The sequence below is a fragment of the Pantoea sp. CTOTU49201 genome, assembly GCF_032054795.1.
Classification (GTDB): Bacteria; Pseudomonadota; Gammaproteobacteria; order Enterobacterales; family Enterobacteriaceae; genus Pantoea; species Pantoea symbiotica.
The window spans coordinates 1-15,374 of sequence record NZ_DAMBSA010000070.1 but is presented as its reverse complement, the minus strand read 5'-3'; the positions used below and the strand labels follow the sequence as shown (position 1 = coordinate 15,374).

Here is a 15,374-nt window from a genome sequence, read left to right as displayed (position 1 = left end):
GCGCTGGAACTGGCACCGAAAAAAGCGGCCGGAACGGCAGCCGGCTTTACCGGGCTGTTTGGCTATCTCGGCGGATCGGTTGCGGCGAGTGCGATTGTCGGTTACACCGTGGATTACTTCGGCTGGGACGGCGGATTCATTGTGATGATTGGCGGATCGGTGCTGGCGGTGATTCTGCTGCTGCTCACCATGGTCAGTGAACATAAGCACAAGAAACAGCTGGTATAACCAGAACGGGCCGGTGATAACCGGCCCATTTTTTTACGCGAGGAACAGCTTTCGCAGCGTGTGCGGGACGGCGTCATCCGCGTTGCTGCCAATCACGTCCAGCGTCGGCAAGGTATCTTTCAGGCGCTGCTGTGCATTACGCATGATGCAGCCTTTACCTGACATGCTGAGCATCTCCACATCATTCATGCCGTCGCCGAAGGCGATGCACTCTTTCAGCGAGTGGCCGAGCTGTTTCGCTACCGCTTCCAGCGCGTGACCTTTGGAAACGCCGCCCGCCATCACTTCCAGGCACGTTGGCAGCGAGAAGCTGACATTCACGCGATCGCCCCAGCGCGCTTCAATCGCCTGCTCCATCGGAACCAGGCGCTCCGGATCTTCGCAGGTGAAGAACACTTTGCTGATGCCGTCGGTCGGCAGCATGCCTGGCTGGTAAACCTGATAGTTAAATACTGACTCGCGGAAATAGTCCTGCTCGTCTGGGCGATGACGGCTCATGAACCACTCATCGTCGCGATAGACGTGCGTCAGGATGTGCTCGTCATGATATTGCAGGCCATACAGATCGCTGGCGATGTCGGCGTCGAGGTTGTGGCTGAACACCAGCTCACCCTCGGCATTGTGCACGCGCGCGCCATTAGACGTGATCATGTAAGCCGGAATGCCGAGCTTATCGCGCATCTGTCCGACGTCGATATAGTGACGGCCGGTGGCAAAAACAAAGTGGATGTCACGAGCCACCAGTTCCTGCAGCGTAGTGCGAGCGAACGGCGTCAGGCGGTGATCCGGAGAGAGCAGCGTGCCATCCAGGTCGGATGCGACGATGTGATACATGTAAACCTCGGGTGTTGATATCGGAAAGTAAAATTGATTAAGCGTGGTGTTCAAAGAAATCGACCACCGCGTTTAGCGCTTCGGCACGCATCGCGTCTGTTTCAAACAAGATCTCATGACGCGCTCCTTTTATCACATACGGCGCGTTGCCCGCGCAGGGATGTCCTGCTTCAGCCATCGCCGTACAAAATAGATTTTGTGAGCGGTTATCCACCACATCATCTTCACTCGCCTGCAGCAGCAAGGTCGGCGTGGTGATGTTCGCCACCTGATTGAAGATGTCACGTCCGGCCTGCACGCCTTCGCGCACCCAGTGATAAGTGGGCCCACCGACGCGAAGCGCCGGATCGTCAGCGTAAAAACGCAGGTTGCGGCGATAGCGTTCGCGGCTGTGCGTCAGGCGGTTGATGCCAAACGGATTAGCGCGCCAGCGCCCGGTGCCCAATGCGTAGCCTTCACGCAGCGCGGGCAGTTTTTCGGTCCAGTCGAGAATGCGGTGCGCCATCCAGTCGGGCAGCGGCAGCACAATGCCAAACATCGGCGCGGAGAACACCGCAGCATGAAACGCCTGCGGTTGACGCGCCAGAAACAGCGCTAAAATCGCGCCGCCCATCGAGTGGGCCAGTACGTAGCGCTGCTGATAATGGTTGCTGACTATCTCTTTCAGATACAGCGTTTCAAGATCGTCAACGTAGTCACCAAAATCCACCACATGGCCGCGGTGCGAATCTTCCAGCAGACGTTCGGAACGTCCTTGACCTCGATGGTCGAGAATCACCACATCGTAGCCGCACATGAACAGGTCGTAAGCCAGTTCGGGATACTTGATGTAGCTCTCAATGCGGCCAGGCACGACCAGAATGACACGACGATGTTGCGGTGAGGTGAAACGAACGTAGCGAATTTTCAGGTTGCCGACACCGGTGAATTCACACTCTTCACGGCGACGCCAGAAGTCGAGCAGCGGACCCGTAGCAAAGGCCGAAAAGCCTCGCTCACGTCCGAGCCAACTCTGTTTATGATGCTGCATCCGTCCCCCTGAAAAAAACGTGATTCGCGCGCCCGTGCTGCGTAGCGTGCGGCGATTTTCTGTCGTATTGTGTCACACTTCGCTAACTTCAGGGAATGTCACACATGACCATTGAATGGTGGTTAACGTACCTGCTGACCACAACTATCCTCAGCCTTTCACCCGGTTCCGGCGCGATTAACACCATGAGCACCGGCATCAGCCACGGTTATCGCGGCGCGGTGGCATCGATTACCGGCTTGCAGCTTGGCCTGGCCATTCATATTGTGCTGGTCGGCGCCGGTTTGGGTGCGCTATTTTCCCAATCAATTCTGGCGTTTGAAGTCCTGAAGTGGGCCGGCGCAGCTTATCTGGTGTGGCTGGGCATTCAACAGTGGCGCTCAGCGGGCGGTATCGATCTCGACGCCGTTGCCAAAGCGATGCCACGTCGCCGCCTGTTTAAGCGTGCCGTGTTGGTGAACCTCACCAATCCGAAAAGCATCGTGTTTCTCGCCGCGCTGTTCCCGCAGTTTATTCAGCCGCACCAGCCGCAGCTGATGCAATATCTGGTGCTCGGCGTTACCACCATTGTGGTCGATATCATCGTGATGATTGGTTACGCCACGCTGGCAACGCGCATTGCTGGCTGGATCAAAGGGCCGAAGCAGATGAAGCTGCTGAACCGCACCTTTGGTGGATTGTTTATGGCGGTTGGTGCGCTGTTAGCCAGCGCACGCAGAATGGCGTGAGATTCAACCCGGTGGGCATAAATGCCCACCCTACTTAGGGTCGCCATTAATGGCGACCTGGTTTATCTCGAAATAATTAAATGAATGCCAAAACCGGCAAACAACACGCCCGCCATACCATCCACCCACTTCGCCATCCGCTGATACTTATCACGCATCCACGGCATAGCGAAAATCGCCGCCACCAGCGTAAACCACGCGAACGTCTCACCGATAATCAGCAGGAACAACCCCCAGCGCTCCATCGCGCCGACGTCGTTGCCAACAAACAGCGAGAACACGCTACCGAAGTAGATGATCGCTTTTGGGTTCGACAGGTTAGTCAGGAAACCTTTCAGGAAGCTCATGCCTCTTTTCGGCAGCTCTACCACCGGCGCTTCCGATTGTGGCTGCTTGTGACGTTGACGCGCTGAACGCATCAGCTGCCAGCCCATCCACAGCAGATACAATCCGCCGCCGACCATAATGATTTCATGCAGCCAGGCCATTTTTTCCAGGATCAGATGCAGGCCCATCAGCGCCACACCGGCCCAGATCACAATGCCCAACGTAATGCCCAGAACGCCCATCATCGCCTCTTTGCGCGAGCGGCTCGCCGCCGTTTGCGACACAAAGAAGAAGTCCGGGCCGGGACTCATCAGCGCAACCAGATGCACCAGCGCGACGGTGGCGAATAACATCAGCATGAATTTTTTCCTTTAACCTTCATCAACATGTTCTTTGATCATCACCAGGAACGGCTTACCAAAACGCTCCAGTTTGCGATGACCGACGCCGTTCACGCTGAGCATTTCTGACGCGCTAATCGGCATTTGTTCTGCCATTTCAATCAGCGTGGCATCGTTAAACACCACGTACGGCGGAATATTCTCTTCATCGGCAATCGCTTTGCGCAGCTTGCGTAGCTTGGCAAACAGCTGGCGATCGTAATTGCCGCTATGTACTTTCGGCGAACTGCTGCCGCGCGTTTTCACCGTCACGATACGCGGCACCGCCAGCATCAGCGGCACTTCGGCACGTAAAACAGGACGCGCCGCTTCGGTGAGTTGTAGCGCCGAATGCATGGCGATGTTTTGCGTCACCATGCCGAGGTGAATCAGCTGACGCAGCACGCTGATCCAGTGTTCGTGGCTGTGCTCGCGGCCTAAGCCGTACACCGGCAGTTTGTCGTGGCCGTTGTCGCGGATACGCTGATTACTGGCGCCGCGCAAAACTTCAACAATATAGCCCATGCCAAAGCGCTGCCCGGTACGATAGATGCTCGACAGCGCCTTTTGCGCCTCCAGCAAGCCGTCGTAGCGACGTGGCGGATCGAGGCAGATATCGCAGTTGTCGCACTGCTGCTGGCGACCTTCGCCGAAATAGTTCAGCAGTACCAGACGACGACAGGTTTGCGCTTCAGCAAACGCGCCCATCGCGTTGAGCTTGTGGCGTTCAATGTCCTGCAACGGGCCGGGCACTTTCTCTTCCAGACATTTACGCAGCCACGCCATGTCGGCCGGATCGTAAAGCATCATCGCTTCGGCAGGCAGGCCATCACGCCCGGCGCGGCCGGTTTCCTGATAATAGGATTCGATGTTGCGCGGAATATCGAAGTGCACCACAAAGCGCACGTTGGGTTTGTTGATGCCCATACCGAATGCGACGGTGGCGACCACAATTTGCAGATCGTCACGCTGGAAAGCTTCCTGCACGCTGGCACGCTGCGCGCTATCGATACCGGCGTGATAAGCGCCAACGCTCAAGCCACGGCTCTGCAGACGTGCGGCGGTGTCTTCCACTTTGGCGCGGCTGTTACAGTAAATAATGCCGCTTTTGCCGCGCTGATCCTGCACATAACGCAGAAGTTGCTCGGTGGGTTTGAATTTCTCCACCAGCGTGTAGCGAATATTCGGGCGGTCAAAGCTGCTGATTTGAATCAGCGGATCGTCCATCTGCAGTAGATGGGCGATATCGTTACGCGTGGTTTCATCAGCGGTGGCGGTCAACGCCATTACCGGCAAATCAGGGAAGTGCTGACGCAGCTGACCGATCGAGCCATATTCCGGACGGAAGTCGTGGCCCCACTGTGAAATACAGTGCGCTTCATCCACCGCCAGCATCACCGGATTCCACTGGTGCAGGCTGTCGAGGAAGTTGTCCATCATCAGGCGTTCAGGCGCGATATACAGCAGCTTGAGTTTGCCAGTACGACAATCCGCAAACACCTGCTGCTGCTGCTCACGCGTCTGCGTTGAGTTGAGGCACGCTGCTGCCACGCCGTTAGCCAGCAGCTGATCGACCTGATCTTTCATCAGTGAAATCAGCGGTGAAACCACCAGCGTCAGCCCTTCGCGCACCAGCGCCGGGATTTGATAGCACAGCGATTTGCCGCCGCCGGTCGGCATCACCACCAGACAATCGCGTCCTGACAGGGCGGTTTCGATGATGTTTTGCTGACCTGGGCGGAACTGCTGATAGCCGAAGGTATCTTGTAATACCTGCTGCGCCAGCATTTCCTGATTAAGCACTGCCGATGTTGCCACGGTAATCCTGTCTTTGTTGCGGGTTAGAACAGATCGTTGAGCGTCACGCCCACGCCGAAGCGCGTCTGGCGATGGTTATAGTCGATCAATGATTCACCATAGCCGCTGAACACCTGCGTGTAAAAGCGCACGTGCTCAGAGATTGGGTAGCTCCAGGCGAAGGTTGCACCGCCGAAGCCGCTGTTCCAGTTGTAGTTACCTTCCACGCTGAAAATGTTCTCGCCCATCATGTAGCCGAGCTTGGCGCGGTAGTAACCCATGTATTTGGTGATGTCCGGGTTATCGTCATTGCTCTCACTTTCTGGCAGACGATACCAGGGTTTGATCTCCGCGAGCAGATTGCCGTTCTGCGCCATAAAGCGCGCGTAAACGCGGTTCCAGCTGCGCGAAGTCGGCTCGCTGCGGCCGTTCGACTGATGCACTAAGCCGGTTTCCACATCGCGTAAGGTCCAGCCTGCGAAGGTGTAATCGGTGGCCCAGCCGAGGAAAATCTGTGGCTCATAATCGGTTTCACGGAACGGTGATGACGCACCACGGTTCGAGAGCTGCCACCACGAGCGCTGAGTATAGGACGCCGCCAGCACCGAGTTATCGCCTAAAATGCCGCGCCACAGCGGAAACGCCAGGCTGAGCTGGAATTTTACTTCATCATTTTTAGCTTTGTCTGCCCAGTTGTACGAAGAGATCGCCTCTTTGTTCATGTCGGTGGTGTAGGTGTAGAGCAGATAGTTGTTTTCGTAAGGATAAAGCACGAACGGGTTATCGTGTTTCTCCAGCAGGTTAGCGATAATGCTGCCCTTCACTGCCGGTGCATCATGAACCTCTTTTATCGTGGCTTCTTCAGCCTGCGCCAGGCCAGGAAGGATCAGCGCCGCGGCCAGCAAGGCGTAGTGCTTACGCATAGAATTCTCCAGAGAACTGCGTGTCGTAATCGTCAAGTGACGGTTCAAAAAGCAGGCCATTCTACACGCAAAACCTGCGGTTGATCAGCGCCGATTTCCGAAACTGGAAAGCGGCTCGAACGCGGCATAATATACACAACTCGTTAACATTTTAAGGCAGGAATTATGTCATCCCCGTTGCTGACACAGCAGGAAGCGCGCCGTCTGATTGGCGAAATTTTTGTTTATCACATGCCCTTCAATCAGGCGCTCGGATTAGAGCTGGATCGACTGGAAGCGGATTACGCCGAACTCGGCTTCGCCAATAAAACCATGCTGGTCGGCAACGCGGCGCAGCAGATTTTGCATGGCGGCGTCATCGCCTCGGTACTGGATGTCGCTGCCGGGCTGGTGTGTGTCAGCTATGCGCTGACGCGCCAGGAGAGCATTACCGAGGAAGAGCTGCGTCAGCGCCTGTCCCGCATGGGCACCATCGATATGCGCGTTGATTATCTGCGCCCTGGCCGCGGCGAGCGCTTTATCGCCACCAGCAGCCTGCTGCGCGGCGGCAATAAAGTTGCCGTGGCGCGCGTGGAGTTACATAACCAGCAAGGCGATTACATCGCTACCGCTACCGCCACCTATATGATTGGCTAATCAGTACTTTTGGAATGACATGATGGATTCGCAACAAACTCGCCAGGGTATTGGCTACGCGCTCGGCGCTTACTTCATTTGGGGCATCGCGCCCGCTTACTTCAAGCTGGTCAAAGAGGTGCCCGCCACCGAAATTATGACGCATCGCGTGATTTGGTCCGCGCTGTTTATGCTGCTGCTGATCACCTTGACGCGGAGTTGGGCGCAGGTACGCAGCGTGCTGGCGCAGCCGAAAAAGGTACTGCTGCTGGCGCTGACCGCCGTGACTATTGGCGGCAACTGGCTGCTGTTTATCTGGGCGGTGAATAATCAGCACATGCTGGAAGCTAGCCTCGGCTACTTTATCAACCCGCTGATTAACGTGGTGTTTGGCATGCTGTTCCTGCGCGAACGCTTCCGCCGCTTGCAGTGGCTGGCGGTATTGCTGGCGACAACCGGCGTGCTGGTGCAGCTGTGGCAGTTTGGATCTCTGCCGATTATCGGCCTTGGCCTGGCGCTGAGTTTTGCGTTGTACGGTTTGGTGCGCAAAAAGATTCAGGTCGATGCGCAGAGCGGCATGCTGATCGAGACGTTGTGGCTGTTTCCACTGGCGGCGATTTACCTGTTTGGCTTTGCTGATAGCGCCACCAGCCATCTCAGCGCCAACGCCATGAGCCTCAATCTCAAGCTGGTCGCAGCGGGCATTATCACCACCATTCCGCTGATGCTGTTTGCGGCCGCCTGCGCGCGTCTGCGCTTATCGACTGTCGGCTTCTTCCAGTATCTGGGCCCGACGCTGATGTTCCTGCTGGCGGTGCTGTTCTACGGCGAGAGCCTGACGCCGGATAAAATGGTGACCTTCGGCTTTATCTGGCTGGCGCTCGCCGTGTTCATTATCGATGCGGTCGCGTTCTCAGCTCGGGCGCGCGTGCGCGTAGCGTGAAATAAAACGCGCCAGCGCCGGTCCGGTGAGCAGAATGGTGAACAGACGCAGCGTCTGCAGCGCCATAACAAATGCCATATCGACCCGCGTGCCGGCCGCAATAATCGCCACGGTATCCAGCCCGCCCGGGCTGGTTGCCAGATAGGCGGTCATCAGATCGACGTGTAAAACGCGCGTCAGCATCCAGGCTAATCCGCCGCACAACAGCATTAAGCCGAAAATCGACAGCAACATTTGCGGCAGCGTTCGCAGCGCAAGTTTGAAAATCGGCCGGGTGAAACGCAATCCCACGCTCCAGCCAATCAACGCATAAGCCAGCGCCAGCAACCATTCTGGTACCTGCAAGGTCGCCACATCCGTGCCGTGCAGCACCGCGCCGATCAGCGCCGGTAGCAACAAAGCGCCGGAAGGAATGCGCAGCTTCTGGCCGAGCCACGCACCGGCGAACATCACCAGCAATGTCAGCAGAAAGCTACTGTGCAGCGCGGGAAACCACACCAGTTCAGCCGCACCGCCGTTGGAACCCAAGCCAATGCGCGCCACCACTGCAGCAGCAGTGGCGACAAATAGCACGCGCAGATACTGCATAAACGCCACCAGCCGCACATCCGCGCCGAAATCACCGGCCATTGCCACCATCGCCGAAGCACCGCCGGGCGACGATCCCCATGCGCCAGTTGGGCCGGGCAAATTACTGAAGCGCACCAGCAGAAAACCAGACAGTCCGCTGGCCGCTAACGTCAGCACCAGCACGGCCAGCACTACCGGCCAATCCTGAATCAGCGGCGTGAGAATGCCCGGCGATAAAGTCTGGCCAATCATGCAGCCGAGCACCGCTTGTGCCAGCACGAAGAGACGTTTGTCGATGCGAACGGTGGCGCCGGACAAGCCCATAACGGTGCCGATGATCATTGGGCCAAGCAGCAATGCCGCAGGAAGGTGAAACAGCTGGAGGATCATCCCCAGCACTAACGAAGCAATCAGCAGAAGTGTCCATTGCAGTCGCAATGAGAAGCGCGCCATAAGGTGGAAATCAGAAAGAAAAGAGAGACAACAGGTTACGCAGAAATGATGGAGAGCGCCAGTTTATGGGCCGCCGAAACGGCCCGAAATCGTTACAACCAATTCTTGCGTTTGAAATAGAGGTACGGCGCAAGGCCGGCGAGGATCATCAGGCTAATCGCGCCCGGATAACCAAAGCTCCATTTCAGCTCCGGCATAAACTCGAAGTTCATGCCGTAGCTTGATGCCACCAGCGTTGGCGGCAGGAATACCACCGATACCACCGAGAAAATCTTGATGATGCGGTTCTGCTCGATGTTAATGAAGCCCATCGCCGCCTGCATCAGGAAGTTAACCTTCTGGAACAGCGATTCGTTATGCGGCAGCAGCGATTCGATATCGCGCAGGATTTCACGCGCCTGCTCCAGCTGATTGCCGGGCAGACGCGCTTTGCGCACCAGGAAGTTGAGCGCACGCTGGGTATCCATCAGACACAAACGCACTTTCCAGCCGATATCTTCCAGCTCTGCCAGACGTGACAGCGCCTGGTCGTACTCTTCTCCCTGCTGGCCTTCCATGATCACGCGGCTGAGTTTCTCCAGCGCGCTATAGATGTTCTCGATCTCATCCGCCAGCTGTTCGATTTTGGTCTCAAACAGATCCAGCAGCAGCTCATAGGCGTTGCCATCAGTCAGCATCTGGTTGCGCGCACGCATGCGATAGAGACGGAAAGCCGGCAGCTCACGTTCGCGCAGCGTATACAGGCGATCTTCGCGGATAGTGAATGCCACGGTGGAGTTGCCCGCGTGGTCTTCGGCATCTTCAAAGAAGAAGAAGGAGTGAATGTGCAGGCCGTCTTCGTCTTCGAAGAAACGCGCCGAGGCTTCGATGTCTTCCAGCTCCGGACGCGTTGCCAGGCTCTGGCCCAGCTCGCACTGCACGCGATCGCGTTCGCTGTCGTCGGGTTCGATCAGATCGACCCAAACAGACGTGTTGAGTTTGTCTTTGTCTTCTTCCAGCTCGATGCGCGTCAGGCGATTACGATCGAGTTTAAATGCGCTCAGCATAGCAATAACTCCCCATTTTTTCGGAATGGGACAAGGCGGTGACCACTGTAGATTACGGGCACGGCGAAGCCTGAACACGGAAACTTTCGCTTCAAGGGTAAATCAGTGCTAACTCACGCGACGAGAGTAAAAAAGGGAGGTCGCTGATAACCGCTAAGGCTACCAGCTAAAAGAGGTAACCTTAGGAGTTCCTGTTAAACAGGTGATTGAGCCAGCATCGACTGGGCGCGTCCAAGGCATTGTCCTCTCATGATAATAGTGCGCGCATGTTACGCTGAGACGAAAAAGTCGTCAAGGTAGCGCAACCGCGCTACACCGTCTCCAGACGGGCGTAAGCCGCCACCAGCCACTTGATTCCCTGGCCCTGAAACGCCACTTGCAAACGGCTGTGTTCGCCGCTGCCTTCGAGGTTGATGATGGTGCCTTCGCCGAACTTGGCATGACGCACACGCTGGCCGAGCGTGAAGCCGCTGTCGTTTTGCGCGATTGGCGTACCCATGCGCTGATGGCTCACCGGACGGCTGACGCTGGCGCGCAAACGCACCTCTTCCACGCACTCTTCCGGCAGTTCGCCGATAAAGCGTGATGGACGGTGATACACTTCCTTACCATAAAGACGACGGCTTTCGGCATAGGTGAGCGTCAGCTTGACCATCGCACGCGTTACGCCGACGTAAGCCAGACGGCGCTCCTCTTCCAGACGACCGCCTTCATCAAGAGACATCTGGCTCGGGAACATGCCCTCTTCCATGCCGACGATAAATACCTGGCTGAACTCCAGTCCTTTCGCCGAGTGCATGGTCATCAGCTGCACCGCGTCCTGCCATTTGTCGGCCTGGCCTTCGCCCGCTTCCAGCGCCGCATGCGACAGGAACGCCTGCAGCGGCATCAGATCTTCGTCTTCGTCCTGATAGCTGAACTGACGCGTTGCGGTAACCAGCTCCTCTAAGTTTTCAATACGCGCCTGGCCTTTCTCGCCCTTCTCCTGCTCGTACATCACCCATAAACCGGAGTCTTTAATCACGCGATCGGTTTGCACATGCAGCGGCATCTCGGATGTTTCGCTTGCCAGTGAATCGACCAGCTCGCAGAAGCGCTGCAGCGCCGATGCGGCACGTCCGGCTAACACTTTGTTCTGTAACAGCTCGCGCGTGGCCTGCCACAAAGTGAGTTGCTGATCGCGCGCGGTCTGACGCACCACGTCGAGCGTACGATCGCCGACGCCGCGCACCGGCGTGTTCACCACGCGTTCAAATGCCGCATCGTCATTGCGATTGGCCATCAAACGCAGATAGGCCAGCGCATCTTTGATCTCCTGACGCTCGAAGAAGCGCATGCCGCCATAAATGCGATACGGCATGCTGCCTTGCAGCAGCGCCTCTTCCAGCACACGCGATTGGGCGTTGCTGCGATAGAGAATGGCGCAATCCTGCAGCGCGTTGCCGTTTTCATGCCAGCTTTTGATGCGATTGACCACAAAGCGCGCTTCATCCAGCTCGTTGAACGCGCAGTAGAGCGAGATCTTTTCGCCATCGCTGCCGTCGGTCCACAGCTCTTTACCGAGGCGGCCATTGTTATTGGCGATCAACGTGTTCGCGGCTTTCAGAATGTTGTTGGTCGAGCGATAGTTCTGCTCAAGACGAATGGTTTCCGCGCCGGGGAAATCCTGCAGGAAGCGCTGGATGTTTTCCACCTGCGCACCGCGCCAGCCGTAAATCGACTGATCGTCATCGCCGACGATAATCACGCGGCCGGTATCACCCGCCAGCATGCGAATCCATGCGTACTGAATGTTGTTGGTATCCTGGAACTCATCCACCAGCACGTTGCTGAAACGCTCGCGGTAATGGTTTAGGATATGCGGCTTGTTGAGCCACAGTTCATGGGCACGCAGCAGCAGCTCGGCGAAATCGACTAAACCGGCGCGATCGCAGGCTTCCTGATACGCCTGATAGATGCGCAGCCAGGTTTGTTCAACCGGATTGCCGTAGCTTTCGATATGTTTTGGCCGCAGACCTTCATCTTTTTTGCCGTTGATGTACCACATGCCCTGACGCGCAGGCCACTGTTTCTCATCAAGGTTCATGGCTTTGATCAGGCGCTTCAACAGACGCAGCTGATCGTCGCTGTCGAGAATCTGGAAATCCTGCGGCAAACCGGCATCAAGGTGATGCGCGCGCAGTAAACGGTGCGCCAGGCCGTGGAAGGTACCAATCCACATGCCGCCCTGGCTGGTGCCGATCAGCTGATCGATACGATGGCGCATTTCTGCCGCCGCTTTGTTGGTAAAGGTCACCGCCATAATTGAATACGGCGAGCAGTTCTCTACCGACAGCAGCCAGGCGATGCGATGCACCAGCACACGGGTTTTGCCACTGCCTGCTCCGGCCAGCACCAGCAGGTTGCTGCGCGGTGCGGCGACCGCCTCGCGCTGTTTGTCATTCAAGCCGTCAAGCAGATCAGAAACGTCCATAAGCACCGTCTAAAAAAGGAGAGCATCCAGTTACTGGATGTATTTACAGCTATTGATTATAGCAGCGAGGTTAAAGATGCCAACCGATCAATTTCAACATGCGGTAGCAAACGCGCATCGTCGATCTTCATCAGATTGCCTTCACGCAGGTTGATCCAGCAGGCTTGCATGCCTGCACGCAGCGAACCGGCAACATCGGTAGTGAGATCGTCGCCGACATGCAGAATGTGCTGCGGCGCGATGTCCAAACGCTCAGCGGCCAGATGATACATATCCTGCCACGGCTTGGCGCGACCGTGCGGCCCGGCACGCAGCGCAAACTGGAAGTGGTGATGGATGCCGAGCTTTTCCGGGCAGGCATTGCCATTGGTGATCGCTACCAGCGGCACGCGCTCACCCAGCCAGGTCAGCGTTTGATGCGTCTCTTCCGGCATCGTCACTTCGCTGCGCCACTGATGGAACACGCTCATCACGTCGCTGGCACCGGCGGTGGCTTCTGATGCCGATAAGCCGACATTGAGCAACGCCAGCTCCACCGAGCGGCGGCGCCATTCAGACACGTCGTGATAAATTTCCGGCTCGCGCGCCAGCAACTCATTACGCAGCGCCTGATAATCCGCCGGGGTGAATTCACGCAGCGCCGGATGATACGCCTGCAGTGCAGCGTGCGATTCGGCGGTGGTTTTGCGGATCACCGGATGGTTGTCATACAAGGTGTCGTCGAGATCAAAAGTGATCGCTTTGATCGGGCCGAGCGGACGATAAAACTTCATTAAGACTTTCCTCGTTTGGCACGCGGATGGGCCGCATCATAAACCGTCGCCAGATGCTGGAAATCCAGATGGGTATAGATTTGCGTGGTCGCCAGATTAGCGTGGCCGAGCAGTTCCTGTACCGCGCGCAGATCGCCGCTCGATTCCAGCAAATGCGTGGCAAAAGAGTGGCGCAGTTTATGCGGATGAATATGGCTGGCGACGCCTTGCTTGATACCCCATTCGGCAAAACGCTTCTGCACATTGCGCGTCGAAATTCGGCTGCCGCGGCTGGAGACAAACACCGCGTCATCCTGCGGCGCAAAGCTATCACGCAGCGATAACCAGTGCTGAATCCAGGTGACCGCCGTGCCGCCAATCGGTACGCGGCGCTCTTTGCTGCCTTTACCCAGCACCCGCACTTCGCCCGCTTCCAAATCCATGTGGCGACAATCCATATTCACCAGCTCGGAGAGACGCAAGCCGCCGCCGTACATGGTTTCCAGCATCGCGCGGTCGCGCACCGCCAGCGGATCGTTGAGATCGATCTCCAGCAGTTGGTTAACTTCGTCGACGTCCATGTTTTTCGGCAGATGACGCGCGTTACGCGGTGTGGAAATGCCTTTGGCGGGATTGGCGCTCAACATGCCTTGATGCACTTGCCAGTCGAGAAAACTGCGCAGCGCCGACATGCGCAGCGCCAGACTGCTGGCGCCTAAACCGCCACGGCGACTGCGTGCCGCCAGGCTGCGCACCTGCGCGGGTTCCAGCTGCGACCAACTCGTCAGCTTCATCTCATCGGCCATTGCCATAATCGCCTGCAATTGCCGTTGGTAATTCTTTTGCGTCAGCGGACTGAGCTGGCGTTCAACCTTCAGATAACGCAGAAAGTCATCCACGGCCGGCAGCAGCGGACTGACGTAACTCATGCGCGTTCAATCCAGCGTGACAGCAGATCCGGCAGCATTTGCGCCAGATGTTGCAACAGCAGCGTGCCCATGCCCGCCTGATAATGCTGATTATCGCGGCTGGTGAACATCAATACGCCCAGCTCGCCGCGTTCGCCCATTAGCGACATCGCCACCGAGCCGATCGCTTTAGCCTGCGGCAACAGCAGCAGCAATTCCGGGCCGTTGAGGCTGCCGAGATAGTGATGTTCATTACCGAAGCGCTGAATGCGCAGCGGTTCGAATGCCTGACGCGATAAGCCGAGTTGGGTGAAATCAGATGGCGCGCCGATGTGCCATTTGTCATTGAACACGCGCACGTGCGCACCGGCCAGACCGAGTTCGCGCGCCCAGCGGTGCAGACGCGTCAGCATCTCCTGCAAGCTGTCGGCGGCGGCAAGATGACCTTGCAGCGCCAGCAGGCGATCAAACAGCTGATGGTTGGCCGTAGCCTGCTCCATCAGCAGCGTGATCTCCTCTTCCAACTGCTGGATGTGGTTGCGCTGACGCGCCATATGCCACTCCACCAGCGAAACGCTGCCGCGTACCGGATGCGGCACCATCATCTGTTCGACCTGGCGCGCATTGCGAATAAAGAAATCGGGGTTTTGACGCAAAAATGCGCTTACCGATTGATCGTCCAGCAAAACCTCGCTTTCGGTCTGCTCTTCGACATTTTTCATAGATGAATAAACCCATCGTAGACGTGTGTGGCAGGACCGGTCATAAACAACGGTTGCCCTTCCCCTTTCCAGGCAATATGCAGCGTTCCGCCCGGCAAATCGACGCGGACATTCTCCGCTAAAATGCCCTGCTGAACGCCGCAGGCCACCGCCGCACAAGCGCCGCTGCCGCAAGCCTGGGTTTCGCCCGCGCCACGTTCGTACACGCGCAGACGGATGTGTTCACGATTGACCACTTCCATGAAACCGACGTTAACGCGCTCCGGGAAACGCTCGTGGCTTTCCAGCTCTGGACCCAGCGTTTCCACCGGCGCAGTTTTCACGCTTTCGACCTGAATCACGCAGTGCGGATTGCCCATCGATACCGCACCAAACATCACGGTTTGATCGGCAACACGCTGCAAATAAAGGTTCTCTGCTTTATTGGCACGCAGCGGCACGCTTTGCGGTTCGAAGTTCGGTTGTCCCATATTGACGCGCACCAGCTCATCATTGGTAACGCTGAGCACCATGCGGCCGGTTTGTGTACTGACGCGAATGTCGCTTTTGTTGGTCAACCCTTTCAGACGCACAAAGCGGGCGAAACAGCGAGCGCCGTTGCCGCACTGCGCGACTTCGCTGCCATCGGCGTTGAAAATGCGGTAA

16 protein-coding genes are annotated in these 15,374 nt (G+C 57.0%); 4 read left to right on the top strand and 12 right to left on the bottom strand.

Annotation, left to right across the window (positions count from 1 at the left end; genetic code table 11):
- On the top strand, positions 1 to 228 hold a 228-nt coding region (locus tag RTY00_RS07450; RefSeq protein WP_409519122.1), incomplete at its 5' end, for an MFS transporter.
- A 33-nt stretch (positions 229 to 261) separates the two neighbouring features.
- Here RTY00_RS07450 and yigL read toward each other — a convergent pair.
- On the bottom strand, positions 262 to 1,062 hold the full coding sequence (gene yigL / locus RTY00_RS07445) for a sugar/pyridoxal phosphate phosphatase YigL (RefSeq protein WP_154156857.1): 801 nt from the start codon (positions 1,060 to 1,062) through the stop codon (positions 262 to 264).
- Positions 1,063 to 1,099: 37 nt separating this feature from the next.
- Positions 1,100 to 2,092: a lysophospholipase L2 gene (pldB, locus tag RTY00_RS07440; RefSeq protein WP_154194531.1), complete on the bottom strand. Its 993-nt coding sequence runs from the start codon at positions 2,090 to 2,092 to the stop codon at positions 1,100 to 1,102.
- Positions 2,093 to 2,196: 104 nt separating this feature from the next.
- On the opposite strand from pldB, the gene rhtB reads away from it, so the two are divergent.
- Positions 2,197 to 2,820, top strand: coding sequence for a homoserine/homoserine lactone efflux protein (gene rhtB, locus RTY00_RS07435; RefSeq protein WP_008105784.1), 624 nt, complete (start codon positions 2,197 to 2,199; stop codon positions 2,818 to 2,820).
- Positions 2,821 to 2,882: 62 nt separating this feature from the next.
- Here rhtB and rhtC read toward each other — a convergent pair whose 3' ends face one another.
- The 3 genes from rhtC to pldA are packed head-to-tail and all read right to left on the bottom strand — an operon-like array spanning position 2,883 to position 6,247.
- Entirely contained in the window at positions 2,883 to 3,506 is a 624-nt protein-coding gene (gene rhtC / locus RTY00_RS07430; RefSeq protein WP_008105783.1) for a threonine export protein RhtC, read from the bottom strand.
- A 12-nt stretch (positions 3,507 to 3,518) separates the two neighbouring features.
- Positions 3,519 to 5,345 (bottom strand): ATP-dependent DNA helicase RecQ, encoded by a 1,827-nt coding sequence (recQ, locus tag RTY00_RS07425; RefSeq protein ID WP_061719374.1) that lies wholly within the window; start codon positions 5,343 to 5,345, stop codon positions 3,519 to 3,521.
- A 23-nt stretch (positions 5,346 to 5,368) separates the two neighbouring features.
- A complete protein-coding gene (gene pldA / locus RTY00_RS07420; protein WP_008105781.1) occupies positions 5,369 to 6,247 on the bottom strand; it encodes a phospholipase A in 879 nt (292 codons plus the stop codon).
- A 165-nt stretch (positions 6,248 to 6,412) separates the two neighbouring features.
- On the opposite strand from pldA, the gene RTY00_RS07415 reads away from it, so the two are divergent.
- Positions 6,413 to 6,883 (top strand): thioesterase family protein, encoded by a 471-nt coding sequence (locus RTY00_RS07415; protein WP_008105780.1) that lies wholly within the window; start codon positions 6,413 to 6,415, stop codon positions 6,881 to 6,883.
- A 22-nt stretch (positions 6,884 to 6,905) separates the two neighbouring features.
- Positions 6,906 to 7,805 carry an EamA family transporter RarD gene (gene rarD / locus RTY00_RS07410; protein WP_312663976.1) on the top strand — a complete coding sequence of 300 codons (900 nt, stop codon included), beginning with the start codon at positions 6,906 to 6,908 and terminating at the stop codon, positions 7,803 to 7,805.
- Here the strand turns inward: rarD and RTY00_RS07405 are convergent.
- From RTY00_RS07405 to dapF, 7 genes are all read right to left on the bottom strand, one after another.
- Complete coding sequence (locus tag RTY00_RS07405) at positions 7,776 to 8,828, bottom strand: AbrB family transcriptional regulator (RefSeq protein ID WP_312663975.1); 1,053 nt, start codon at positions 8,826 to 8,828, stop codon at positions 7,776 to 7,778. The genes rarD and RTY00_RS07405 overlap by 30 nt on opposite strands.
- A gap of 92 nt (positions 8,829 to 8,920) precedes the next feature.
- A complete protein-coding gene (gene corA / locus RTY00_RS07400; RefSeq protein WP_312663974.1) occupies positions 8,921 to 9,874 on the bottom strand; it encodes a magnesium/cobalt transporter CorA in 954 nt (317 codons plus the stop codon).
- Positions 9,875 to 10,184: 310 nt separating this feature from the next.
- Positions 10,185 to 12,347 (bottom strand): DNA helicase II, encoded by a 2,163-nt coding sequence (uvrD, locus tag RTY00_RS07395; RefSeq protein ID WP_008105776.1) that lies wholly within the window; start codon positions 12,345 to 12,347, stop codon positions 10,185 to 10,187.
- A gap of 56 nt (positions 12,348 to 12,403) precedes the next feature.
- Entirely contained in the window at positions 12,404 to 13,120 is a 717-nt protein-coding gene (gene yigB, locus RTY00_RS07390; RefSeq protein ID WP_312663973.1) for a 5-amino-6-(5-phospho-D-ribitylamino)uracil phosphatase YigB, read from the bottom strand.
- Positions 13,120 to 14,028: a tyrosine recombinase XerC gene (gene xerC, locus RTY00_RS07385; RefSeq protein WP_154194535.1), complete on the bottom strand. Its 909-nt coding sequence runs from the start codon at positions 14,026 to 14,028 to the stop codon at positions 13,120 to 13,122. The genes yigB and xerC overlap by 1 nt, the downstream gene beginning before the upstream one ends.
- Complete coding sequence (locus RTY00_RS07380) at positions 14,025 to 14,729, bottom strand: DUF484 domain-containing protein (RefSeq protein WP_256698042.1); 705 nt, start codon at positions 14,727 to 14,729, stop codon at positions 14,025 to 14,027. The genes xerC and RTY00_RS07380 overlap by 4 nt, the downstream gene beginning before the upstream one ends.
- Positions 14,726 to 15,374, bottom strand: a 649-nt coding sequence (gene dapF / locus RTY00_RS07375) for a diaminopimelate epimerase (RefSeq protein WP_312663972.1), incomplete at its 5' end; no start/stop codon positions are given. The genes dapF and RTY00_RS07380, both read right to left, overlap by 4 nt.